The 24,807-nt window shown below is 61.6% G+C and carries 25 protein-coding genes; 2 read left to right on the forward strand and 23 right to left on the reverse strand.

Features of this window, described 5'->3' with window-relative positions:
• Positions 1–8: 8 nt before the first annotated feature.
• Both AC27E8_RS07720 and miaB read right to left on the reverse strand, forming a co-directional pair.
• Positions 9–461 (reverse strand): YlbF/YmcA family competence regulator, encoded by a 453-nt coding sequence (locus tag AC27E8_RS07720; protein WP_014464236.1) that lies wholly within the window; start codon positions 459–461, stop codon positions 9–11.
• Positions 461–1,954 carry a tRNA (N6-isopentenyl adenosine(37)-C2)-methylthiotransferase MiaB gene (gene miaB / locus AC27E8_RS07725; RefSeq protein ID WP_487098863.1) on the reverse strand — a complete coding sequence of 498 codons (1,494 nt, stop codon included), beginning with the start codon at positions 1,952–1,954 and terminating at the stop codon, positions 461–463. The genes AC27E8_RS07720 and miaB overlap by 1 nt, the downstream gene beginning before the upstream one ends.
• Before the next feature lie 102 nt (positions 1,955–2,056).
• Between miaB and AC27E8_RS07730 the strand changes: the two genes are divergently transcribed.
• Positions 2,057–2,305, forward strand: coding sequence for a hypothetical protein (locus AC27E8_RS07730; protein WP_008340032.1), 249 nt, complete (start codon positions 2,057–2,059; stop codon positions 2,303–2,305).
• Here the strand turns inward: AC27E8_RS07730 and AC27E8_RS07735 are convergent.
• From AC27E8_RS07735 to AC27E8_RS07815, 17 genes are all read right to left on the reverse strand, one after another.
• The gene (locus tag AC27E8_RS07735; RefSeq protein ID WP_487098862.1) at positions 2,302–3,423 is read right to left on the reverse strand and encodes a YheC/YheD family endospore coat-associated protein; all 1,122 of its coding nucleotides are present in this window, start codon (positions 3,421–3,423) and stop codon (positions 2,302–2,304) included. The two genes, AC27E8_RS07730 and AC27E8_RS07735, sit on opposite strands and share 4 nt — an antisense overlap.
• A gap of 26 nt (positions 3,424–3,449) precedes the next feature.
• Complete coding sequence (locus AC27E8_RS07740; RefSeq protein WP_487098861.1) at positions 3,450–4,913, reverse strand: putative amidoligase domain-containing protein; 1,464 nt, start codon at positions 4,911–4,913, stop codon at positions 3,450–3,452.
• Between the two features lie 27 nt (positions 4,914–4,940).
• Complete coding sequence (locus AC27E8_RS07745; protein ID WP_487098886.1) at positions 4,941–6,053, reverse strand: YheC/YheD family endospore coat-associated protein; 1,113 nt, start codon at positions 6,051–6,053, stop codon at positions 4,941–4,943.
• A 17-nt stretch (positions 6,054–6,070) separates the two neighbouring features.
• Positions 6,071–7,147, reverse strand: a complete 1,077-nt coding sequence (locus AC27E8_RS07750; protein ID WP_487098860.1) for a YheC/YheD family protein — start codon at positions 7,145–7,147, stop codon at positions 6,071–6,073.
• A gap of 63 nt (positions 7,148–7,210) precedes the next feature.
• Positions 7,211–7,747, reverse strand: coding sequence for an outer spore coat protein CotE (gene cotE, locus AC27E8_RS07755; protein ID WP_014464228.1), 537 nt, complete (start codon positions 7,745–7,747; stop codon positions 7,211–7,213).
• 313 nt (positions 7,748–8,060) lie between these two features.
• On the reverse strand, positions 8,061–9,008 hold the full coding sequence (locus AC27E8_RS07760; RefSeq protein ID WP_487098885.1) for a dipeptidase: 948 nt from the start codon (positions 9,006–9,008) through the stop codon (positions 8,061–8,063).
• A 25-nt stretch (positions 9,009–9,033) separates the two neighbouring features.
• Positions 9,034–9,294 (reverse strand): stage V sporulation protein S, encoded by a 261-nt coding sequence (locus tag AC27E8_RS07765; RefSeq protein WP_014464226.1) that lies wholly within the window; start codon positions 9,292–9,294, stop codon positions 9,034–9,036.
• Positions 9,295–9,458: 164 nt separating this feature from the next.
• A complete protein-coding gene (gene rny, locus AC27E8_RS07770) occupies positions 9,459–11,006 on the reverse strand; it encodes a ribonuclease Y (RefSeq protein WP_041695132.1) in 1,548 nt (515 codons plus the stop codon).
• Positions 11,007–11,137: 131 nt separating this feature from the next.
• Positions 11,138–11,839 (reverse strand): regulatory protein RecX, encoded by a 702-nt coding sequence (locus AC27E8_RS07775; RefSeq protein ID WP_487098858.1) that lies wholly within the window; start codon positions 11,837–11,839, stop codon positions 11,138–11,140.
• Complete coding sequence (gene recA, locus AC27E8_RS07780) at positions 11,802–12,866, reverse strand: recombinase RecA (protein ID WP_014464223.1); 1,065 nt, start codon at positions 12,864–12,866, stop codon at positions 11,802–11,804. The genes AC27E8_RS07775 and recA overlap by 38 nt, the downstream gene beginning before the upstream one ends.
• 227 nt (positions 12,867–13,093) lie before the next feature.
• Complete coding sequence (locus AC27E8_RS07785; RefSeq protein WP_487098857.1) at positions 13,094–14,674, reverse strand: DEAD/DEAH box helicase; 1,581 nt, start codon at positions 14,672–14,674, stop codon at positions 13,094–13,096.
• Between the two features lie 4 nt (positions 14,675–14,678).
• Complete coding sequence (locus tag AC27E8_RS07790) at positions 14,679–15,977, reverse strand: competence/damage-inducible protein A (RefSeq protein WP_487098884.1); 1,299 nt, start codon at positions 15,975–15,977, stop codon at positions 14,679–14,681.
• Positions 15,978–16,005: 28 nt separating this feature from the next.
• Positions 16,006–16,587, reverse strand: coding sequence for a CDP-diacylglycerol--glycerol-3-phosphate 3-phosphatidyltransferase (pgsA, locus tag AC27E8_RS07795; protein ID WP_008340002.1), 582 nt, complete (start codon positions 16,585–16,587; stop codon positions 16,006–16,008).
• A gap of 42 nt (positions 16,588–16,629) precedes the next feature.
• A complete protein-coding gene (locus AC27E8_RS07800; RefSeq protein WP_014464219.1) occupies positions 16,630–17,124 on the reverse strand; it encodes a YajQ family cyclic di-GMP-binding protein in 495 nt (164 codons plus the stop codon).
• A gap of 48 nt (positions 17,125–17,172) precedes the next feature.
• Positions 17,173–18,111, reverse strand: a complete 939-nt coding sequence (locus AC27E8_RS07805; protein ID WP_487098856.1) for a RodZ domain-containing protein — start codon at positions 18,109–18,111, stop codon at positions 17,173–17,175.
• 29 nt (positions 18,112–18,140) lie between these two features.
• Positions 18,141–18,911: a DUF3388 domain-containing protein gene (locus AC27E8_RS07810; RefSeq protein ID WP_012810807.1), complete on the reverse strand. Its 771-nt coding sequence runs from the start codon at positions 18,909–18,911 to the stop codon at positions 18,141–18,143.
• A gap of 23 nt (positions 18,912–18,934) precedes the next feature.
• Positions 18,935–19,963 (reverse strand): hypothetical protein, encoded by a 1,029-nt coding sequence (locus AC27E8_RS07815; protein WP_487098855.1) that lies wholly within the window; start codon positions 19,961–19,963, stop codon positions 18,935–18,937.
• A 158-nt stretch (positions 19,964–20,121) separates the two neighbouring features.
• On the opposite strand from AC27E8_RS07815, the gene AC27E8_RS07820 reads away from it, so the two are divergent.
• Positions 20,122–20,472 (forward strand): hypothetical protein, encoded by a 351-nt coding sequence (locus tag AC27E8_RS07820; RefSeq protein ID WP_014464216.1) that lies wholly within the window; start codon positions 20,122–20,124, stop codon positions 20,470–20,472.
• A 47-nt stretch (positions 20,473–20,519) separates the two neighbouring features.
• On the opposite strand, the gene AC27E8_RS07825 is transcribed toward AC27E8_RS07820, so the two are convergent.
• The 4 genes from AC27E8_RS07825 to AC27E8_RS07840 all read right to left on the reverse strand — a co-directional run bounded on the left by AC27E8_RS07825 (position 20,520) and on the right by AC27E8_RS07840 (position 24,641).
• Positions 20,520–21,101, reverse strand: coding sequence for a hypothetical protein (locus tag AC27E8_RS07825; RefSeq protein ID WP_487098854.1), 582 nt, complete (start codon positions 21,099–21,101; stop codon positions 20,520–20,522).
• A gap of 62 nt (positions 21,102–21,163) precedes the next feature.
• The gene (locus AC27E8_RS07830; protein WP_487098853.1) at positions 21,164–23,593 is read right to left on the reverse strand and encodes an FtsK/SpoIIIE family DNA translocase; all 2,430 of its coding nucleotides are present in this window, start codon (positions 23,591–23,593) and stop codon (positions 21,164–21,166) included.
• A 65-nt stretch (positions 23,594–23,658) separates the two neighbouring features.
• Complete coding sequence (locus tag AC27E8_RS07835; protein WP_487098883.1) at positions 23,659–23,862, reverse strand: YlzJ-like family protein; 204 nt, start codon at positions 23,860–23,862, stop codon at positions 23,659–23,661.
• Positions 23,862–24,641 (reverse strand): ClpP family protease, encoded by a 780-nt coding sequence (locus AC27E8_RS07840; protein ID WP_487098852.1) that lies wholly within the window; start codon positions 24,639–24,641, stop codon positions 23,862–23,864. The genes AC27E8_RS07835 and AC27E8_RS07840 overlap by 1 nt, the downstream gene beginning before the upstream one ends.
• Positions 24,642–24,807 lie beyond the last annotated feature (166 nt).

Raw genomic sequence — 24,807 nt, forward strand, 5'->3', positions numbered from 1 at the left:
CGACCTCCTCACGCTCCGGCCCTCGCGTGGCAGGATCCGCCACAGCCTCCTGAACACCCGCCGCTCCCGCACATGCGCGGCCCCCGCTCGACAGGGAGCGTCCCGTGCAAATTCGCCAAGATCACCTCGACGACCTCCTGCACGAGGGCGTTCAACTCGTCCTGAGCAGCCTTGTATTGCAGCGCAACGGGAATCTCGTACAGGCGCTCCCAGAGGTCATCGATCTCCCGCTTCATGCGCAGGTATTTTTCATGCGATTCCCCAAGCCTGTCCCTGAGCGTCCAGAGCCCATTCGTCTTCTTCTTGAGCTCGTCAAACAGGCGCTGCGCCCGCGGATTGCGCTCCATCTTTTCTCTCGCGTGCCAGTACGATCGACACTCATCGGACTGCCGGATCATCTCCGCGAGTTCATCCGCGACAGCCAGAATGGTGTCCGTGCCGACATGCGTCGCAAGGGCCATCACGAGACCACCTCTTCCACCTGCGCGATCTCGCCCTTCAACAAGAACGTCTGCGGCTCCGTCACGCGCACGCGGATGCGCTGCCCGATGAGCGACTTGTCGCCTCGGAACAGGACCAACTTGTTCGTCCGCGTGCGACCCGAGAGCACTTCTGGATTCGTCTTGCTCTCGCCGTCGACGAGCACTTCGACGAGCGCGCCGCGCAGCTTCTCGTTATGCCGCCGGCTGATCTCGTTCTGCACCTCGTTCAACCGCAGGAGGCGTTCTTTCTTCTCCTCGAGCGGCGTGTCGTCCTTCCACCGCGCCGCCGGGGTGTTCTCCCGAGGAGAGTAGATGAACGTGAACGCGTTGTCGAACTCCACCTCTTGCACTAGCCGCAGCGTGTCCTGGAAGTGCGCCTCCGTCTCCCCGGGGAAGCCGACGATGAGATCGGTCGTGATCGAAACGCCGGGAATTCTTCGGCGAATCTTGTCAACCAGGCGCAGATAGTACTCCCGCGTGTGCGAGCGGTTCATCCGCCGCAAAATCTCGTTGTTGCCAGACTGCACGGGCAGGTGAATGTGTTCGACGACGTTCTCCGACTCGGCGATGGCGTCGATGAGCTCGTCCGTGAAGTTCCACGGATTGGACGTCGTAAACCGGATCCAGCCGATCCCTGGCACCGCATTGACCTGACGCAAGAGGCGAGCGAAGTTGGTCGTGCCGAGATCCACGCCGTAGTCGTTCACGTTTTGCCCGAGCAGCGTGATGTCCTGGTACCCCTCCTGAACCAACTCCGCCACTTCGCGCAGGACGTCCTCGGGCAGGCGGCTGCGCTCGACGCCGCGCGTATACGGGACGATGCAGTACGTGCAGAACTTGTTGCACCCGTATTGCACGTTGACCCACGCGCGCACCCGGTCCTTGCGCAGCTTCGGCCAGTCCTCCACCGTCTCTGGGGCGTTGTCCCAGACCTCCATCACCGTCTCCTGTGACGCGCGGGCGGCATAGAGGAGCGCCGGCAGGCGGTGGATGTTGTGCGTGCCGAACACAAGATCGATCCACGGATATTTCTCTCGCACCATTCGCTGCACGCCCTTCTCCTGGGCCATGCAGCCGCACAGGCCGAAGATGAGCTCGGGGTTTTGACGCTTGAGGGGCCGCAGCCGGCCGATCTCGCCAAACACCTTCTCCTCCGCGTTTTCCCGAACCGCGCAGGTGTTGAAGAGGATGAAATCGGCCTCCTCCACATCCTGCGTCGGTTCATAGCCCATGGCGGTCAGAAGGCCCGCCATGACCTCCGTGTCGTGCTCGTTCATCTGGCAGCCGTACGTCCGGATCAAAAACCGGTACGGCTCTCCGCTTGGCTTCCGACCCACTCGATACGCGCGCGTGAGCGAATCGGCATCGTACGACACGCGCACCGACTGATTGGGCCGATGCGTCTGTCCAAACACGAGGCCGAGGCCCTTTTCGAGCCTTCCCTCGCGCGCGAGGCGAATCAAGTTCTCCATATCTCAACACTCCGCCGTCTGGAATGATAGTTGCGTCTTGCACATCTAATCTCACATGATACCATAAGCAGTAAAGTGTATAAACGTGGTGAGGAACTCGTCATGTCGGAGAAAGTGAACGTTCCTACCTTCGAGGTGCACGTGGCCTTCCGCGAGCACCCGCTGGACGGCGCCGTGGTCGCGCCCAATAAAAAATCGTACGCCAGCGATTTCCCTGAGATCGACGAGATTCTCCAATCCCATCGAGCTCTGCTGGTGTACGACAGCAAGTGGCACTATATTCCCCTGCACCAGATTCAATATGTGACCAAAGGCAAGCAGCGCTTTCTGCTGCCGTGGCCGCTCGTCTAACGCGAGATGCCGGCGAGGTCCCGCAGGATCTCAATCACGCCCGCGCTCGCGCGGCGCGCGATGTCGGGCTCGTCAAATCGCATCGGCTTCGCGTTCGCTTCGAACAACCAAGGGTGTCCGGCTTCGTCGAGGCCGACGTCGATGGACATTTCGCGCACGTGCCCTGGCATCGACCGCTCAATCGCTGCGGCGGCGGATCGGGTGAACGAGACGAGCCTGGCATCGACTTCTTCACTGCGGGACCCGAACACTTCGCGCAGCACGGTCCACCGGTCTGCGATATGGCCGCCGTTCGGGACGTGGCTCGTAATGCTTTCTGCACCGCTGACGCGAATCCCATAACCGACAACCTGCCAGCTCGGCCCTGGGCGCTGAAGGAGAACGCGCGCGTCGCACGGTCGCCCCTCGAAGCGAATGACAGGCACGGCAGCCTGCGCCACGTAGGCGCCTGGGAGACGCGCTCGACGAAGGGCTTCGTCCAACTCTCGAAACTCGTGAACCGTCCAATGCTCCGCCCGATGGGCGCGCTGCGCCCACACCTCGAAGGTGTCGCCCCGGCGCTCCACGCGCACGATGCCGCGCCCGATGCTGCCGCCCACGGGCTTCAAATAGACCGCTTGGTGGCGGCTCAAAAGGTCCATCAGCGAGTCCGCACCCGCAAACATCCTTGTCTCCGGGAGGTGTTGGCCGAGCCCTGCGCGGCGAACGGCTTCGTAAATCTTGGCCTTGTTGAAGTAACGGTGATTGAAGAACGGGATGCCCATCGCCTGGAGTGTGGCGCGCGCCTGTTGCACCGGAGCGCTCGCTTCGAGCGCCCGGTTTGGGATGCGATTGTACACTGCAAGCGGGCGAGGCAACCACATCCGTTGCCAATTGCGAAAGCCCAACCTGACGTACCCGTTCCAGAACGCTCCTTCAGCAACCGATTCTGGCGTGATCACATACACGAGGAATCCTCGCTTTTGTCCCGCTGCAAGAATATCACGGAAATAACGCCGCGATCCGGCGAATCCAGTTGGATGTTCCGCGGTGAGAATGGCAAAGGCCGGGCCATCATGCCGCCACGTGACGTCTCTCGCCTGGCCGCTGTGGACATTTCCACGGAATGCCTCACTCATGACCCCCACCTCACGCGACGTGCAATCTACACGCTTCGGGCTGCGGAGACATGTGTCCGTTTCGGCCCCTGCGCGCGGCGGAGGGGTACTCCCCACTCCTGGCGAACGTCCACCGTCTCGTCCCAGGTCTCCCCACGTTCGATCATCGCAAACAGCGGTTCGATGGCGTCCTGATGCTGGGCGTACTCGGGATGCGCACGGATGGCGTCGATGTTGCGCAGCAGGATGGGCCGCAGCGCCTCGCGGTCAGCACTGTAAAACGCCAATTGAAGTTGCGGAGAGTAGATGTCATACAAAGGAAGTTCGCGGTGATGACGAGCGACCAGGTGAGCGAGGTGAAACGCGGCACGGGTAGCCGCGTGACTACATACGAAGCTCGCGGGCGTCCGATACTCGAATCCGCCGTGCGACTTTTGGCGCACGTCGCCCAAAAATCCGTACTTGGGCCGACGCCACTGAGCGCGGACGGGGTCTTCGACGGCCATGAGGGGTAACCCGACGTAGTGATCGAGCGCCCGGACCAACCGCGCGCCGAGCGGCACCCCGGAGATGTGAATGTGCCCTCCCGTGCAGTACGGCCGAAACGGAGCACTGCCCGCTCGCCATTCGACGCCAGGTCGATTGATGATCTCGCTCGCTTCCTGCATCAACGCACGCAGGTTCAGCAAGAGACCCTCGGGTGAAGAATCGGGTGCCGGTCGAAGCTCCATCAGGGGCAAGCGCCGGCCGTCGAATTGGACGCTGCGGTCGTCGCATCCGATCCGACCCTTTCTAGGAAAATACTTACTTGCGAGTACCATCTTCCCTTGCGCATTTCTCAGCATGATTTCGACATCGGCGCCAAGTGTGACGGCCGGCGGACCTAGGCGGCGCCACTCTTCTTCCCGCTCGACGAAGCGCTGGATGGCATCCCGGTATAACTCCAGTAAGCGACCCTCCAAGATGGGCGCGGCGCTCACGTCCAGTACCTGGAGAAAGCCGCGATCGGAGACGCCAATGGAGACGAGGCCGAAGTCGAGCCCCAGCGCGTGCAGCGTGCGCGTCGCCAGGTAGGTGGCACGGCGCGTCTGTCCGTCGCTGTCGAGCGGCACCTCCTCAAACGAATCGTGGATCCGCGAAATGCGGGATGAGGTCCAGTCCACCCCCGAGTCCGAGCGAAAGCAGCCGATGGGCACAAAGTCGAAAATCGGGATGCGGTATTGACGGCTGAACGTCGTGGGAAGCCCGTCTCGATTCACGCGGGGCGCGACGCGCACGCCCACCCGCCTTAAAAACTTCGCCATCTGCGCGCGCGAAGCGATGCGGCGCTGGGCTTCGCTGCTGTTCAGCACGGTGCCGTGGGCCGGATCGCTCTCCTCCATCATTCCCCATCGAACCAATACGTCGCGATCCGTCATTCGATTGCTCGCCGTGTACCTGGAGAGGCGAGGCACGCTTGCCATGAGCCGTCTGGCCGAGGGCTGGTTTTTAAACAACAGATAGTACGCCATCTGCACTCCCCCCTGGTTCGGCGCGACTCACGACGGCCGGCGCGCAAGGAACAGCGCGTATTCCATCGGTCGCCTAAACGAAAGTTCGACCAGGTCGTCGCGGCCGCTCGCCGACGCAGGTGCTTTGCGCGGCTTGGAGTTGACCTCAATGACCCACACGAAACCGCGCCGATCGACGCCGAGATCGATACCGAGTTCGCCAAAGGTGCGTCCCGCGCCCGCTTCAACTGCCTCCGCCACCGCCTCGGCGACGCGGCGGATCGAAGCGCGCACACGCTTCTTCGCTTCGTCAGGAAAGGCGCCGAGAATCGCGCGGTCCACAGGCATGGCGCCGCCGCCCGTCGCGAGATTGGAAGTGAAGTCCCCGGATTTCGCGACCCGGGCAAACATCTTGGTGCGCTTCCAAGCGCCGGTGCCGTCGCGCTGCAGCAGGATGCGAACATCGACAGGCCGTCCGTCGAGCGCGACGAGATCGATACCCTGCTGCCAAATATACGGCCGCCTTCGCAATTGCGTGCGGAACAGTTGCACGGCCTCGGCAGGTGAAGCGGCGGTGCCGCGGACGACGCCGTCCCGCGATCGCTTCCATTCGTACGAAACGGACCCGTCTTTCTCGAGCGCAAAGCGAACGATGCCGAGACCGAGGCTCCCGTGAAGGGGCTTGAGAAACGTGACGTGGTGGCGGGCGACAAAGGCCGCCGCCTGAGCGAGAGACCTGTGACGAATGGTTTCAGGCACGTGCGAACGCACGGGAGAGCGCCGCAACCATTCGTAGATCTGCCACTTATCAAAGAAGCCGTCGTTGAAGAACCGATCCCCGTACGCGGATGAAAGCGCCTGTCGAATCGATCGATAGGCCGCGTTTCGCTCGATCTTGCGAGAGACCAGTTGGTCGTAGATCACGTCGGGAAACGGATAAACGCGCTCCACCCATTGGCCGTTTGTACGAGAGAAGCCGCGGATGCGCCTCGCCTGGAGATCGACGTCCCCTAAGCCAAACACGAACGCCTCCGCCCCCAGCGATTGCGCGATCTCGACCATCCGTCGAATCCCCGCCATTTGATCACTCTCTCGGAGGGTCTCCCGGCGTACGTCCCATCGCGGGTGATCCAGAATGCCAATGAGCGGCCGCTGCACCATCTTCCTCACCCCCGCAGTCATCCCCCGCGCCGCTGTCGAACTTGGATAGCATATTCCAGTAACGCTTGGAGTGACAGACGATGCACCTTGGGATCCAGCCGGCGCAGCATTTTGCGGCCGGGCGTGGGGTTGAGCTCGATGAAGTACGGGTGGCCGTCCTCGCTCACCGCGAGGTCTAGCCCCAGTTCGGCATACGGCCCAAATCGCTCGCGAGCGAGCTGCGCGATGGTCATGGCGATCTCGTCCAACCGGTCGACGAGATCGCTCGCCGGCTGCGGCCCGAACACCTCGGCGAGGACAGCATCCGCGGCCCGCGGTTCACTGCCCGTGTGAATGTTGGTGGTGACCGCCTGAGGCTTGGCAACGCGCGCGACCCTGGCGATGATCCGCGGTTGGTCACCGTCGCAGACGAGCCATCGAAGGTCAAATGGCCTGTTTCCCGTACGAGCGAGGGGGATGGTTTGCTGAGCCACGGATGGCAGCCACGAACGAGTGGGCCAAGCGCGTGAGAGATCGGACGGCGTCGCCACCACGATAGGTCCGCAGCCCGACGCAGGCCATAGCTCGATGCGGCCCGCTCGCCTCCGCACGCGGTGGACGCCCTGGCCCTGCGTCCCGTTGAGCGGCTTGACATACAGGTCGTCCTGCCTGGTGAGAAGCGCCACGAGGTCCTCTATCCGAGCGCACAACCAGGTGGGCGGGAGATGAGGTCGTAGGCGTTGGTGTACGCGAAGCCAGGTGTACATTTTCCATTTATGTCCACTTTGTCGAGGAAGTGTATGTAGAAGCCCCTGTCGGCGAAGCGCGACTAATTCCCTTGCGGCGACGGCTGGTTGGCGGTGGAAGACGCCGGACCGGCGCAACACCATGCCGACGTCGTTGCGTGGCGCTACTTCCCACTCGGCGCCCGTAAACACATGCGCGCGTCCGGCCGATAGATCGCCTGGCGTCAGGACTTGTACGTCCACGCCCCCACCGCGCCCGAGGAGGGTGAGATCTTGGAACAACCGCGTCTGTTCGCCGAACTTCCGCGACCCCGGAAAGGGGCCGTCCGCGTAGATGGTCAGTTGTGCGCGTGCAACGTCATCCCCCATGCGCGCACCTCCTCCCGGACACAAAGGGAGGGGGCGCCTGCCCCCTCGAATGCGGTCGCGCCTTCAGTCTTCAATCTCGACTTCCTCGACCTGACTCTCCTCTTCGAAGAAGTCGGCGTCTTTCTTGTCCGCGAGGTCGACCGTGACGACACACAACTTGGTCTGACCAATCACCTCGACGCCAAGTTCCTTCTCGACGCGCACCAACACCTCGGAGCCGTTGCCCGTCAGGGTGGCGTCCAGGCAGTTCGGGCTCTGGATCACGTGCACGCACACCTCGCGGCTGTCGCGCACACAGGCGTCGTCGATGTCGCGAAGGGCAATCTGTTCCGTGTACGTGACGGTCTCCTTGGCGACCGCCGTGTCCGTGTTGCCGTTGTACGAGTACCATACATTGATGTCAAACCGGCCCCGGACCTCGACGTAGTCGCCGACCAACTCCGCCTCGTACACGTGGTTCATCACCCAGCAGCCTCCGATTGTGCTCGGGCGGTGGGCCGGACGAACGGTGTACGTGGTCTGAGAGTACTTGTTGCCGCGGCCACACACAGCATTGGCCATGATTTCCCGGTAGCTGAGGTCTTTGCTGGACAGCACCATGCGGCTACCTCCTCTGTGCAGAAATCGAGCGGACCTGCGCTCGCAGGGATCGAACCGATTGCGAGGCAAGGAGCCAGCGGGCATCGCGCCCGGCGGCTTCTGCCCAGTCGCGCTCACAGCACATCGTATGCATGGGCGAATGGAGGTGCGCCGAGATGAACACGGGAGGGGAAAAATTGGGCGATGGCCCAAAGGGTTTAAGCGGAGGATTTGCGGAGGGTTCTCCCAGACTTGCGGAGGTTTCGGTTTTGCCGCAAACGTCGGTGACGCAATCCAACCATAGGCCGCCTCAGGCGGCGATTTGGCGATTCCGTCAGAGCGGCGACGTAGAAGGAAGCTGACGCAACAGAAACGCTTCAAAATTGCGGAAAAGGAAGTCCTGCGCGAGGTCTTGGCCGTACCGGTCGCACAGGCGTTCCGCGAACGTGCGGTAGTCCCGGCTGGCCGCGAGGCCGGGAATGTCCGCAGACGTGCCGTCGAAATCCGATCCAAAGCCGACGTGGCGGTGCCCTCCGAGATCGAGCACGTGGTCCAAATGGCGGAACACGTCGTCCACCCCGACCGGATCCGGTCCGACGAATGATGGCTGAAACGTCAGTCCTATCCACCCGTCCCGGCGGATGATCTCGCGAATGACATCGTCCGTCAGATTCCTGCGGTGAGGATGGACGGCACGCGCGTTCGCGTGCGACGCCATGACGGGTCCATCCGTGAGCCGCAGCACGTCGCGCACACCCGCGTCATGCAGATGGGCGAGATCGATCCACATCGACAGATGCTGCATCTCACGCAGCACATCGCGCCCAGCGCGGGTGAGCCCAGCGCCTCGCAACTCGCCGCATCCGTCGGCCAACTCGTTCGCGTCGTTCCACGTCAGACCGACGCCTCGAACGCCGAGCCGGTACAGTACGCGAAGGAGTTCGACGCGCCCGCGCAGGCAGCCGCCGCCCTCAAGTGACAAGATGGCGGCCATTTGTCCCTGTTGGCGGGCGATGCGTAGATCTTCCTTGGAACGCACCGCCCGAACGTCGGCCAGGATAGCAATTTGCTGGTAGAAGGCGTCAATCTGCCGTAAAACTTGCGCGAGTTGCGTGTACGAGTCCAAGGACGGATCGACGAAGAGCGCGAACACTTGTGTGGCGACACCACCTTCGCGCAGGGAATGATAATTCGCGCGCAGATGGGGCGAGTCGTCCAGAAACGCCACGTTGCCCTCCGCCAACTTCATCAGGACGTCTACGTGTGCGTCGGCCACAAGCATTCGCGCCACTGAAGTTCATCCTTTCTCAACGAGGCTCTACGAGCAGGCGAATGGCAGTTCGGTCTTCGCCATCAATCTTGATGTCCGTAAAGGCAGGTACGCAGACCAGGTCGATTCCGCTTGGTGCGACGAACCCCCTCGCGATGGCGACGGCCTTCACGGCTTGATTGAGGGCGCCCGCGCCAATGGCCTGAATCTCTGCCGAACCTTGCTCGCGCACGACGCCGGCGAGGGCGCCTGCGACCGAATTGGGATTGGATTTTGCCGAGACTTTTAACACATCCACGGTGAGATGACCTCCTCTGTTCCGTCGGCAGTAGGACACTATACGATATTCGCCAGAAAGCCCTTTATGCCAACGGACAAGAGGGGTCAAACGTCGCCCAACAGCGCACGGCTCGCGGGAAACGCGAACGGATGTATAAAAATAGGGTCAGCCTCCAGGCTGCCCTATTTTGCGTATTCAACGGCTCTAGTTTCTCGAATTACCGTCACCTTGATCTGGCCGGGATAGTCGAGTTCATTCTCGATCTTCTTGGATATCTCCTTCGCAACCAGCGCAGACTCAGCATCGTCGACCAATTCGGGTTTTACAATGATGCGGATCTCGCGACCCGCCTGAATCGCATAACTCTTCTCGACACCCGCGAACGAATCCGCGATATGTTCGAGCTTCTCCAGACGTTTCATATACACTTCCAGTGTTTCGCGGCGCGCACCCGGGCGAGCCGCCGAGATGGCGTCTGCCGCCGCGACGATCACGGAAATCGGTGAGGTGAACTCCACGTCGCCGTGGTGTGCGGCGATACAGTTGATCACGACGGGATGCTCTTTGTATCGACGCGCAAGATCAACGCCGATCTCCACGTGCGACCCCTCCACCTCGTGCGTGACCGCCTTGCCGATGTCGTGCAGCAATCCACCTCGGCGCGCAAGGGCAGCGTCGAGCCCGAGCTCGGAAGCCATCATCCCTGCGAGATGCGCAACCTCGATGGAATGCTTCAGCACGTTTTGCCCGTAACTCGTGCGGAAGCGCAGGCGACCGAGAAGTTTTACCAGGTCGGGATGCAGGCCATGGACATTCGCGTCAAACGTGGCCTGTTCTCCCTGCTCGCGGATGACGTCCTCGATTTCCCGGCGAGCCCGCTCTACCATCTCCTCGATCCGCGCAGGGTGGATGCGCCCATCGGCGACCAGTCGCTCGAGCGCAATTTTGGCGATCTCGCGACGGATGGGGTCAAACCCTGACAGAATGACCGCTTCCGGCGTGTCATCGATAATCAAGTCCACGCCCGTAAGCGACTCGAGGGTTCGGATATTGCGGCCTTCTCGTCCGATGATGCGGCCCTTCATCTCGTCATTCGGCAAGTTGACCACCGTCACGGTGATCTCGGAAGCATGATCCGCCGCACACCGCTGGATGGCGTTGGCGACAATGTCCCTCGCCCGCCGATCCGCCTCGCGTTTGGCTTCTTGTTCAATCTGCTTGACCATGACCGCCGCATCATGGCGCGCCTCGCGCTCAACCTGTTCCAGGATGAGCTGCCTCGCGCTTTCTCGCGTCAAACCGGAAATTCGCTCGAGCTCCCTGACCTGTTCCTGGCGCAGAGCCTCAGCCTCGTCTTTGAGCGCCTGGATGGCTAGTTCTTCGCGGCGAAGCTCCTCCGACTTCTGCTCCAGGACTTCGAGCTTCTTATCGAGCGCCTCCTCTTTTTGCAGGATTCGACGCTCCATCCGTTGAATCTCGTTGCGTCGCTCGCGCAGCTCCTTCTCGGCCTCCTGCCGGATGCGGTGAGCCTCTTCCTTGGCTTCAAGGACCGCTTCCTTGCGCCGAGCCTCGACGTCCCGCTGCGCGGCTTCTATAATTTCCAAGGCGCGCGCTTCTGCGGCGCCAATCTTGGCCTCGGCGACCATGCGCCGGACCACGTAACCCACACCTAAGCCCAAGCCTAGACAAACCAGCGAAACCACAATCAACAGCCAGACTGCGACTTCCAATGAGGCGCCTCCTTGCTCCGGTCGACGATCACCTGTTCGCATCGGAACCATGACGTCTTCGAGCTAGAGGCCGTAGGTGATACGCACTTTTATTCTACGTGTTGTTTCAAAACGGTGTCAAGAAAAGGCGATTACGCCCGTGGGTCGACTTCCTGCTCACCCAGCCGTCTGATGGCTTCTCGCACCGCCCACCGCGCAAGGGAAGGTGAAAATCCCTTCCGCACAAGGCGCATCAGGATCCGGCGTTCATCCACGTCCGCAAGGCGGCCAGCCGCGCGGCGAAAAGATTTCTCCGCGAGCCTGAGCGCGGCCTCTCGCTCTCGTTCATCGTCGACGCACGACTCCAGGGCTTGGGTCACGAGCGCAGTCGGCGCCCCCCGAGATCTCAATTTCGCGCGAATTTCCCGGCGGCTTCTCGTCCCCCCCCAAACGTCCACGAGATCCCGCACGAGCTTCTCGTCATTGAGAAGCCCCTTCTCGCGCAGGCGGGCCATCGCCCCCTCGATGACCTCACGCTCCCAGCCCTTGCGCAGGAGCGCCCGACTTAACTCACCTTCCAAGCGCGGGCGAACCTCGAACAGTTTCAGCGCCTCACGCAGGGCTCGCGCCACCTTCGATCTCCTCTCCAGATCCGCGTACTGCTTCACGGAGATCCTCATCCCGACCTTGAGCCCGCAATCGACCCAGTCTTCGGCTGTCAGGTACAGAGAGGGCGCACCTTCGAACTCCGCGCAAATGAGGGAGCGCCATTTGCCCGTGGCCTCCGTGCGGCGAATGAGAACGAACGATTCCTCATCAGAAGGCGTCGAAGTCGTCGAAGGCGTCTGCGCCATCGTCCGCATCCTCCGCAGCGGCGGCCACCAGCGGTTTTGCCGGATTCACGTGGAAGTACTCGCGAACCGCCGCCTCGATTTGCTCCGCGATCTCCGGATGCTCCTTTAAGTACTGCTTAGCGTTTTCACGCCCTTGTCCAAGGCGCTCCTCGCCAAAGGAATACCAGGCTCCGCTTTTCTGAACGACGTCGATTTCCGTAGCAATATCGATCAGGCTGCCCTCGCGCGAGATCCCTTCCCCAAACATGATATCCACGTCGCACTGGCGGAACGGCGGAGCGACCTTGTTTTTCACAACCTTGATTCGCGTCCGCGATCCCACCACGTCATTCCCCTGTTTGATGGCCTCAACGCGCCGAACCTCCAACCGCACAGAGGCGTAGAATTTCAGCGCGCGCCCGCCTGTCGTGGTCTCGGGATTTCCAAACATGACGCCGACCTTTTCCCGGATCTGGTTGATGAAGATGGCAATGGTCTTCGATTTACTGATGGCGCCCGCCAACTTGCGCAACGCCTGCGACATCAGGCGCGCCTGCAATCCGACGTGCGAATCGCCCATGTCGCCCTCCAGCTCATTCTTCGGGACCAGGGCTGCCACGGAGTCTACGACGATCACGTCCACCGCGCCACTTCGAACGAGCGCCTCCGCGATTTCGAGCGCCTGCTCCCCCGTGTCCGGCTGAGAAATCAAGAGTTCGTCGATGTTGACCCCAAGCTTTTGGGCGTACACCGGATCCAGCGCGTGTTCCGCGTCGATGAACGCCGCCTGACCGCCGAGCTTCTGCACCTCCGCGACAACGTGTAGCGCCACGGTCGTCTTGCCCGACGACTCCGGCCCGTAGATTTCCACGATTCTGCCACGAGGAAGTCCTCCGACGCCGAGCGCAATGTCAAGCGCAATCGATCCCGTCGGCACGGTCTCCACCGTCATTGCGGCCGCTTCACCGAGCCGCATGATGGAGCCCTTCCCAAATTCCTTTTCAATTTTTCGCAGGGCTTGTTCCAAAGCCGCTTTTTTGTCTCCCATGGCACACCATCCCTCAATTTCTTCAAGCGCGTATGCCCGTGAGCCTCTTCTCCGCTTGCTCCCGAACACGAGAACCTATTCGCGAACGCTCGCAGGAATCCTTCGATCCGATTGTACACGTTCCTGCGAAAAATGCAAACAAACGTTCGCATTGACGTTTCCGTTCCCCCAGGCGAAGCAAGAGCCGGACACTCGCGTGTCCGGCTCTCCCCCTGCTCGATCTGCGTTCAGCGGCGCGACGAGCGCGGCTTCGCGGGCTCCAAATTCACCCGCGTGCCATTGATTCGGCTTTGGCGCAGCGCCTCGTAGACGAAAGGCGCGCTCTCTTCCTCCACCTCGATGAACGTAAACTTCTCGAACATGTCGATCCGCCCAACCGCGTCGCCCGGCACACCGGCCTCTTCGGAAATGGCACGCACAAAATCCTGCGGGCTCATCCGAGCTGTGCGGCCGACATTGACGAAGAACCGCACCATCCCCGGCCGCGCGCCCGTGTCTCCGAAGTCGTATTCGTCCGCCTCCGACCGGTTCCCATCTCCTGAGGAAGCAAGTTTCAGCAGGGCTGAAGCGATATCGATGGGATCGTGCTCGTCCACGAGGCCACTCAGAATCGCGCGATACGGCGCGAGGCCGCCCTCGCGGATGACGTCCACGATTTTGCTGCGCCACATCTCCGCCTGCCGCTCGGCCACGTCCTCCAGCGACGGCACCTCGCGGACCGTGATCTTCTGCTTGATTTCCCGCTCAATCTGCTTCAACAGCTTGTATTCGCGCGGCGTCACCAGCGTAATCGCGAGACCTCGCTTGCCAGCGCGCCCGGTGCGGCCAATGCGATGCACGTACGACTCGGGATCCTGCGGGACGTCGTAGTTAATGACGTGCGTCACGTCGTCGACGTCCAGGCCGCGAGCCGCCACGTCCGTCGCGACCAACAGCTCGATTTCGTTTTTGCGGAACTTCCGCATGACTCTGTCGCGTTGGGCCTGGCTCAGGTCGCCATGAAGTCCGTCAGCCAGGTACCCCCGCGCAAGCAGGGCCTCGACGAGATCGTCCACACCGCGCTTCGTCCGGCAGAAGATGATCCCGAGCTGGATGTCCTCGCTGTCCACGATGCGGCAGAGGCTGTCGAGCTTGTTGCGCTCGAGCACCTTGTAGCACACTTGATCGATCTGCGGCACGGTCACCTCGCCGCGATTGACCGTGATGTGCTGCGGATCACGCATGTAACGCAGCGCGAGGCGCTTGACCTCGTTCGGGAAGGTGGCCGAGAACAGCATGGTCTGCCGATCGCTCGGCGTCTCGCGCAAAATGGCTTCGATGTCGTCAATGAAGCCCATGTCGAGCATCTCGTCGGCTTCGTCGAGCACGACCATCCGGACATCGCTCAGCGACAACGTGCCGCGGTGGATGTGGTCCAACACCCGTCCCGGGGTACCAATGACGATCTGCACGCCTTGCTTCAGAGCGCGGATTTGGTGCACAATCGACTGCCCGCCGTAAATCGGGACGGATCGGACACGCTTGTATTTCGCGATCTTGCGGATCTCACCCGCCACCTGAATCGCCAGCTCGCGCGTAGGGGTCAACACGATGGCCTGCACGCGCGGCTCCGTCGACACCCGTTCCACCAGCGGGATTCCAAACGCCGCCGTCTTCCCTGTGCCGGTCTGCGCCTGGCCGATCACGTCCCGGCCCTCCAGCACGACCGGAATACACGCCGCCTGAATCGGCGATGGCTCTTCAAACCCCATATCGTGAATCGCCTGCAGTACGCGGCGGTTCAACCCAAAAGACTCAAACGATGACATACTCTCAACCTTTCTCTCCTCTGCCTGTCTTGTCTCTTCCCACATCAGAATCTCCATTCAACTCCTGCCACAGTCTCCAGAGCGCCTGTTTGCAACTGCGGATGCGAATCTGGGCGCGCGAACCGCGCAGTCTGAGCTCATACACCTGCGACCCACGTGGTCCCGCGAGCCCCACGTACACAAGACCCACCGGTTTTTCCGGCGTACCGCCGCCGGGGCCCGCGATGCCCGTCACGCCAATGCCGTACGTCGCCCCGAGTTTCGCCCGGATGCCCTCCGCCAGCTCGCGCGCCGTTTGTTCCGACACGGCTCCGTGTGCCGCCAAGGTCTCGGCGCGAACACCCACCACAGACTCCTTGATCCGATTGTCGTACGCCACGACACCGCCCACGAACGCGGCTGAGCTGCCGGGCACGTCCGTGATCATCTCGGCCAGCATGCCGCCGGTGCAGCTTTCCGCCACGGCCAACGTCGAGCCGGTCTCGTGGAGCCGCCGCAAGACGACGGAGGCCAGCGAGTCGTCGTCGACGCCGTAGATAAACGGCCCGAACCGCTTGCGCAACTCGTCCTCGACCGGACGGATCAGTTCCCAACACGCCTCTTCCGTGGGACCCGATGCCGTGATGCGGAGCACCATCTCGCCCTCCCCGGCGTACGGAGCCACGGTCGGGTTGTCCTTGCATGTCAGATCGGCGATGCTAGCATCCACATCCGACTCGCCGATGCCGCAGAAATGGAGAATCCGGGAAACCAACTTGCGCGTGCCGCCAAAGTGGTCAACCAGGCGAGGAATCACGTAATTTTGCAGCATGGGACGCATTTCGAGGGGCGGACCCGGAAGAAGAAAGTAATGCACGCCGTTGTGAAACACATACTGTCCCGGCGCGGTCCCGTTCGGGTTTGGAATCCATTCTCCGCCCTCGATGACGAGGGCCTGCTTCCGGTTCTGCTCCGGCATGGGCCTGCCTCTTCGTTTGAAATAGGACTCGACCTCGGCGAGCGCCTCCTGGGAAAGCACGAGTCGTCTTCCCAGAAACTTCGCCAGCGATTCCTTCGTCAAGTCGTCCTGCGTCGGCCCCAGTCCTCCCGTCGCGATCACGACGTTCGAGCGCCGGGACGCGATGGAGAACGTCTCCATAATCCGCGCCTCGTTGTCTCCTACCGCACTGTGATAGTACACGTACATTCCGTGCTTCGCAAGTTCCTGCGAAATCTCTCGGGCATGCCCGTTGTGGATCTGCCCAATGACAATTTCTGTACCGACCGCAATCAGTTCGGCGCGGCAAGGCTCTGCCAAGGACACAGCCACCCTCTCCATCCTGACAAGCGCCTCACGAGGCGCGCGACAAAATCATCTCTCGATTTTTCAAGAAATAGTCGATCGCCGACACCACAGTCATGATCACCATCACGTAGATCATCACCTGGGCAATCGGAACATTGATGACGGAAAAAGGGAAATTGTTCAACATCAAAAGCACGATTCCCACCATCTGCGCAGTCGTCTTCCACTTACCCCACTGGCTTGCCGCCACCACCACCCCGTCTCCCGCTGCGATGAGGCGGAGCCCGGTGACCGCGAACTCGCGGCTGATGATCACGATGGCGACCCAGGCCGGCATGCGCTGCATTTGAACCAGAATGATGAGCACCGCCGACACCAACAGCTTATCCGCCAGCGGGTCGAGAAATTTGCCGAAGTTTGTGATCATCTTCCGCTTCCGCGCGATGCGTCCGTCCAGTGCGTCCGTGGCCGCCGCCGCAATGAAGACGAGCGCAGCCAGGACCTCGTTTGCGGTGGTGGTCTGTCCGTGGAACGTCACCGAACCGATGTGGAACGGGACCAACAGGATGACGCAGACGACAGGCACCAGCAGAATCCTGGCCAGTGTAATCCGATTTGCCAGATTCAACGGCCCACGCCCCTCTTGTCCAATTTGCGCACGGGCACCCCATCACGAGCGATAGTTCGTGAATTGCAGCGGAACATCCAAATCGGCGTTCCGCAACATCTGAATGACCGCCTGAAGGTCGTCGCGGCTTTTGCCGGAGACGCGGATCTGATCTCCCTGAATCTGCGCCTGGACCTTGATCTTCGAGTCCTTGATGAGCTTGGTGATCTGCTTGGCGTGATCGGCGTCGAGGCCATTCACAAGCTCGACCACCTGGCGAACCGTGCCCCCGGAGGCAGGCTCGACCTTGCCCGGCCTCAGTGCCTTCAGCGACACATTCCGCTTGACAAGTTTGGTCTTGAGCACGTCCATCAACTGTTCAAGTTTGTACTCGTCATCCGAAATGAGTGTCAGCTTGTCGCCCTCCAGTCGGATCTCGCTCTTCGAACCTTTGAAGTCAAACCTCGTCTCAATCTCCCGCCGAGCCTGCTGAACGGCGTTCGATACCTCCTGAAGATCCACTTTGGACACAATGTCGAACGAAGCCTCTTTGGCCATGTTCCCGCTCCTCTACATCCTCCAGTGTACGCTTCTGACCGTTCCTCGTCACCCTCGCTCGATGACCATCACGGGCGCCCACGTGATGTTCGGAAGCTGGATGGGCTGCCCATCCACTGTGATGGATACCCCCTGGACATGCCCAAGGTGGAAGGTAACGTTGTTCTGCGCCGAGATCGATTTCGACTGTCCTTGATTCAGGATGACGTTCGGCGCCACCGCCTGTCCGTCTGCAGTCGCGCTGAACCACAGCTCGCCCGAATTGACGCTCACCACCACCTGGAGGCTCGTGGCGTTAAGCACTTTGTACGTGTACGTCCCGTTGGCGTACGGCAACGCCACCACCATAGGCTGTGCCTTCTTGACAGGCTGGGTCGCGTGCTTGGGCGGAGCCGTCTTATGCGTGGCAGGCTTGGTCGCCTCTGTCTTCTGCGGACTCGGCGTAGTGGTGTTCGCTCCATGATTCGGTTGGCCGTGGTGGTGATGCAGAAGAACATACAGCCCTCCAACCACCACAAGCGCCCCGACAATGAGAAGTCCTTGTCCGACCCAGGATCCCACCGATCGGACGGGCCGGTCATACGTCTCCCGTCGAGATGCCCCGGTGCGTTCATAGGCCCGGGATCTTGTCCGCTCCATCTCGTTGAGCGATCTCGGCTCTACCATCCGCGCCGCTGGCTTTCGGTCCGCGGCCCGGTTTTCGGAAGTCTGCGCAGAGGGCTCGGCCCTCACGCCTGGCTCACTGCTGCCCGCTTCACCGCCGTCCACGTACTTTTCCAAAAGCTCGCTTCCGTCCAGCCCGAGAACTTCGGCGTAACTCCGGACAAAACCGCGCGCATACACGCGGCCGGGCAGGACATCCCACTGCCCTGATTCCAGCGCCTCGATATAGCGCTTCCGGATTTTCGTCCGCTCCTCGATATCTTCGACCGTGAGTCCGAGCGATTCGCGCCTGGCGCGCAGAATTTGCCCCAACTGCTCGTGCACGCGTCGCCCTCCCTTGTCCTGTGGCGTCTCTATTCCTGAGCCCACGTGGCCGCTTCGTCTTCGAACATATCATAGCGAATTTCTTCCTGCGGATCTCGGCGCAATTCGATCAACATGTCGAACAAATCCCACGTGTAGCGCGTCCGCCGGACAAAAATGTCGGGATGCTCGATCACGACCGGCGCCTTCATGCGCAGGATTTCGTCCACGCAGCGCATATGGTCCTCGCCGCCGCGCATCACGGAGACCGCGCCGTCGATGATGTAGACGAAGGGTTCGGCGCGAAACGTGGCGGATGGAAGCTCGCGCATAATCGTCTGCTTCAGCAGCGTGGACGACACAAACAGCCAACGCTTATTCGCATAGACGCTCGCCGCCACCACCGCCTCGGTCTTGCCCACGCGCGGCTGTCCACGGACGCCAATGACCTGTCGACCGGGGCGCTTCAGAATTTCACCCAAAAAGTCGACCAGAACGCCGAGTTCGTCTCGAACGAACCGATACGTCCGTTTCTCCGTGTCGCTCCGCTCGATAAATCGCCCGTGGCGCAGCGCAAGCCTGTCCCGAAGCGTCGGTTCCCGGAGCGCTGTCACTTCGATGTCTTCCATGGACTCGAGCATGGTCCGAAGCACATCGAGGATGTCCGGCCGATCCACGTCGATCAGGAATCCTCTTCCATACTCGGACACTCCCGATAATTGTACGATGTTGACCCCGAGCATGCCAAGCAGGGAAGCGATGTCGCCCAACAACCCCGGGCGATCTCGGCGAATGTGATACTGGAAGTAATACTCGGCCAAATCGTCTCAACCTTTCTCGCGTCCTACGACAGGTGAAATGTATTCTCGAGGTTCGATCTCACGTTGGCCGGCAGCGAGGAAAAGGCGGCGTCCGCGCGCGCCGCTTCCAACTCCGCTCGAACCTGCAGTGCGGCCCACGCGGTGATCACCGAAGCCGGCAATCGCTTGTCGTCCAGCGCGACGGATGACAAGTCGAGCACAAGGTGCTCCCCAGACCGCCAGGACGCCGGCGATGCGAGGACCTTGAATGCCCGAAGCACCTCCGAAGGGTCGAGGTGACCCGGCGCGATGGCGCAGCCTGGATTCGTCGCCGTTCCGAAACAACCCCAGTTGGGCGTCACACCACGAAGCGACTGAATTGCCGCAGGAGATGCGTCGCCCCCAAGAACACCGAGTTCCACCGCGTACCCATAGCTCGACAAGCTGGGCGCGGCCTGTTGTGGAAGCGGAACCACCCGGACGTTCGCGTTCGTCTGGTACAGACCGACGAAGAACGCCTTTTGTTCAGCAGCGCTCGCCCCCTCCGGGACATACACGAGACTCGGCACGCCGCTGTATACCGCGCCGCTCGTCGATCCCGGCGCCATGGCCACCATCCAATCCCCGCAGAGCGCACCGATGCTGTACGCGATGCCGACGGGATCCTGTGCCACTTCCGCGACATTGCTTGATTCCGTTAGAGGAGCTGGCCAATCGCTGACGACTAGAAAGCGCACGGAAGGATTTGAAGACGCCAACTCGTCGAGGCCCGGCGCGACGACGCTCGCGTCGTCGCATACGAGCATGAGACCTGTCAGTCTCCGTCTCGCAAGCTCCTTCTCCGCCTCCGACAGCCATGTGCTCGACGATACGTGCACCACCTCAACTGCCGTGGCGCCTGCCGTTCCCAGTTGGGATGCAGACGGCGCAAACGGAGGCGAACCCACGATCTCCACGAGCACGGCGGGTTTGTGAACGGTCGGGCGCATCGCCGCAAGATCCGGCGCGCCACAGCCCGCGACATTGGCCGCGACAGCGCAAATCGCCACCGCGAACCGCCACTTTCCTTTCACCGTCGACACTCCACTCCTTTTGCGCGGGCTTCCGCCAGCATCGCTTCACCCTATTGTAAACCTTCGCGATCGGCTTGTCTCATCCCAGGGTGATCTCCACGCTTGCCTTTCACGCGTCTCTCTCACATGATAAGGGTATACGAAAGGATGATGGCGCCGTGGGGGATATCAGCGGAGACCACGTGTCCGTAGCCAAAGCGCTGTACCAGCTTGACTTTTATTTAGAGCAGATCGACGCGCCGTTCGACATTTACGACCTCTATGAGGAGGCCTATCGAGAGCTGCGCGGGAAGTACTACGACGAGACCTGGCTCGATCATCTCGAGGACCACCCGCATGTGCGTGAGTCGCTCGACGAGAATTTTACGCTGCAGACCATCGTGGATGCGCTTCTGCGCACAGGTCACGAGCCGGTTGTTCGCGCGCTGATGCGATCGTTTCGCCGCGAGCAGATCTCCGTCACCCAGCGGTTCATCGACGGCGCAAGCCGACAAAAGGGACGCCCCTAGGCGTCCCTTTTGTCTTCTGGCTGCTTCTGACTCGGAACGAAAGGTCCTCAGTTCGCCAGGGGCTTCAGTTCGATCCAGCACGCTTCGTCCACGCCCGTATCGTCCTGATGTGCGCCCTCCATCGCGCCAGCCAGATCTTCCCCGGCTGTCCGGGCCGCCAAATGCGCGTAGGCACTCCGCCCCAGCCCGGCCGTTCCCACGATGGTTCCTCCCTCTGTGAAGGTGATCTCGGCCTCCGCAATCGGCTCTTTCAACAAGTACAGATCGCTCAAATACGCGTCCGTATCCGCGCGCATATCTCGAAACGCGACCGTCGGGTCTGGCAACTGCCCAGAGGCCGTCTCCACTTCCACCATCGCCGACACGACGAACTGGCCGTCGCCGCGATCGTCGGGCAACACCGCGAGGTCATACAGCCCCGGAATGTCCGCCAGACTCGCGGCGATGGTGTCCATCTCGGCATCCGACGGCGCGGCTTCAGTGGACGTGACGACCCCGCCGGCGCCACGAACGCCAGACGCGTTGCGATCCGCTCCCCGCTCCGACAACGCGTGTTCCAAACCCATGTATCCACACAGCGCGAGAAAAGCCACGGCCATGAGCGTGATGGACGATTTTTGGCGTACCACCCGTCGTCCTCTCCTTGTATTGGACTAGGACATGTATACGGGAGGGCGGACGGGTGTATGCCTCACTCGGCCTGATGCTGGCGCATGAACGAGGCTTTGGCCTGCAGCCACTGCTCTTTCGTGATCAGCACCTCGCGAGGCTTGCTGCCCTCGTATGGTCCCACAATTCCGCTTTGTTCCATTTGATCGATGATGCGTGCGGCACGCGAGTATCCGATGCGAAACCGCCGCTGCAAAAGGGAGACGGACGCTTGCCCCATGTCCACGACGAGATCGACCGCGTCCATGAACAGGCTGTCGAGTTCCGGCTCGCCCTCGTCCTCCGGTTCCTCTTCGATGGCGGTACTCAGATCCATCGTATACACCGCGTGCTGCTGACTCTTCACGTATTCCACGAGCCGCTCAATCTCGCGTTCCGACACGTAAGCGCCCTGCACGCGCGTCGGTTTCGCCGCTCCCACGGGATAGTACAACATGTCACCGCGGCCGAGCAGCTTCTCCGCGCCGCCCATGTCGAGGATGGTGCGGGAATCGGCCATGGACGACACAGCAAACGCAATTCGGCTGGGGATGTTCGCCTTGATGAGACCGGTGATGACGTCGACCGAGGGGCGCTGCGTCGCCACAATGAGGTGAATCCCTGCCGCGCGCGCCATTTGCGCCAAGCGGCAGATGGCGTCTTCCACGTCGTGCGGCGCCACCATCATCAAATCGGCCAATTCGTCGACGATCACGACGATATATGGCAGCGGCTCGAGACCCTCTTCGCGCATGATCTCGTTGAACCGATCGATGTCGCGCGCGCCCCGCTCCGCCATCAGCCGATACCGGTTCTCCATCTCCTGCACGATTTTCTTGAGCGCGCCCGCGGCCAGCCTCGCGTCCGTCACGACGGGCGTCAGAAGGTGCGGAATGCCGTTGTAAATGCTCAGCTCGACCATCTTGGGATCGATCATCATCAGCTTGACCTCGTGGGGCTTGGCGCGCACCAAGAGGGACGCGATCATCCCGTTGATGCAGACGCTCTTGCCTGATCCCGTGGCGCCCGCCACCAGGAGGTGAGGCATCTTCTGTAGATCCCCGACAATCGGTGCACCGGTGATGTCGCGCCCGAGCGCGAGCGCGAGCTTCGCGGGCGAGTTCTGAAATTCGGGCGACTCCAGGACCTCGCGGAGCGTCACCACGGCGATCTCGTCATTGGGAATCTCGATGCCGATGACGGATTTGCCCGGCACCGGCGCCTCGATGCGGATATCCCGGGCCGCCAGCGCGAGCGCGATGTCGTCCTGAAGCGACAGGACCCTCGCGACCTTCACGCCGGCCGCAGGCTGTATTTCGTATCGCGTCACCGTGGGCCCGCGGTGAATTTCCACGACCCGAGCCTGCACGTTGAACGACTGGAGCGTAGACTGCAGCTTCTGCGCATTCTCTTGCACGTTCGCCGTCGCAACAGGCGCGTGCTTGCCCGAAGGTGGATCGAACAGCGTGAGCGGAGGAAGCTGATACGACTCGTCGTGGACCATCGGCCCCACCTCGTACTCGGGCACAACGGTCGAATTTCGCTCCTCCTCACGCGTGGGCGATGGCCTTTTCCGCTCGCTTTTCGACGGGAAGCGGACCACAAGTCCCTTGGCATCGGTCTCGACCACAGGTTCGTCGGGCTCTCCCCAGGGCGGGAGGTCGTCGGCCTTCTCCGGCCGGCTGGCGCGAGCCGCAAAGTCATGGATGATGGGCTCCGCCTCCACCTGAGGAGCCTCCGGCTCCGCTTCCTCCAGCACGTCGCCGTCAATCACCACTGCAGGCCGTGTGGCCCTCGGCGCATCCTCCACCACTTCGGGCTCAGGATCTTTCTCCCGTCTAAACACCTGCCCAGCCTGCCGACGGATGTTGGACCACATGCGGTCTAAAGCCTGCTCCGTATACCGAGAACCGCGACGAACCACGCTCACGAGCGACACCTGGAAGACGAGGGCAATCCCGATAAGCCCCCCCGCGACAATCACCAGGCGCGGCCCCAGCTCGTAGGTCTGCGGCGAATTGAACAAGAGATGTAAGAGTTGAAAGACGAAAAAGCCAATGAGTCCCCCTCCGGCGCTCGGAGGCGCACCGGACGTCGGATGAAAGACGTAGGCGCGCAAGGCCTGCAGCGCGTTCCACTCGCTCGACCAAAAGTACGACTGAAGCCCTTGATCCGCGAGATTGGAATAAAAATTCATCTCAATGAGAGCGAGCATGCACAGGAGCAGGATCAAGAGACCCAGATGGCGGCCGTCCCACACGAAGCGACTCCTGCGCACCATCATGTAAACGGCCGCGTAGCCCACCAAAATGGGAATGAGAAAATACCAGCTCCCAGCGAGGTAGATGCTCACGACGGCCAGGAACTGGCCCACGAGTCCCAGGCGCCCGAGCGCCAGCGCACAAGCCGTGAGCATCGCCAGACCGGTGACTTCGTACTTCAGCACATTCTTTTGCTGCTGCTTGCGAGCCAATCCTCACCAGTCCCTTCCTTAGACTGATGATTCGACCCGGGCGCTCAAACTCCTGCCTTCCGCCTTCAGCGAAGCGCGGTGCCCGGCTGCCACTCAGGCCTGAGATAGTCACTTGCAATGGGGCTTATCAGCCGCACAAGTCTCGGCGTGCCGGATTCGTCCCGGGCGACGATGAGCGTGCGGTGTCCATCCTTCCACTCTTCGAAGCGCGGCCCACTGCCCCACCATCCGCTATAAATTTCGCTCTCTGCCAACGTCGTCCAAAGCATCACTGGATCACCCCCGGCCGAGGAACTTGCGCGAGCACCGCACCTGTTCGGGACTCCTTGTGTTCCCGAATGAGATCTTTCAGTTTCTTCATCGCATGCCCCAGGCCGCCCACTTCGTCGCACAGGCCATACTTGACGGCATCCCGTCCCACCACCGTCGTGCCGATGTCTTTCGCCATCTCGCCAGTGTTGAGCATCAAGTGGCGAAACATGTCCTCCGAAATTCGCGAGTGTTCAACTACGAAACGGATCACCCGATCCTGCATCTTCTCGAGGTACTCAAACGACTGCTGCACGCCAATCACGAGGCCGTTCAAGCGAATCGGATGGATGGTCATGCTGGCGGACTCAGCGATGAACGTGTAATCCGCTGCTACCGCGATGGGGACGCCGATGGAGTGGCCTCCGCCGAGCACGACGGACACCTTGGGTTTCGACATCGACGCCACCAGTTCTGCGATGGCGAGGCCCGCCTCTACGTCGCCGCCCACCGTGTTGAGGATGATGAGCAATCCGTCGATTTTATCGCTCTCCTCCACCGCGACAAGCTGCGGGATGACGTGTTCGTATTTCGTGGTCTTGTTCTGCGGCGGCAGCACCATGTGACCCTCGATCTGGCCGATGACCGTCAAACAATAGATGTCGCCCGTCACCACGGCGGCGGGTTCGTTCGCGCCGAGCGACTCGACGGACGAGGGAGCCTCCTTCGTCTCCTGAGCATCCGCCCCGCCCGTAGTCTTCGCGTTCATCACCGCATCGTAGGTGGACTTTGTCTCCATGTTCGCATCCGCCTCCCGCCGTCCCAGTATCGGCAAAGGGAAGCGCGTCCATACGCAACCGCCGATTCGGTCCGGCTTAAAACGGCGGTCCTGCTCAAAGACGACGAGGGCTATCCCCGCTCGCCGCGTTTTCGTGCGGACCGAGGATAGCCCTGACTTCGCGAAT

This window comes from Alicyclobacillus sp. CIJ1 (genome assembly GCF_057538885.1).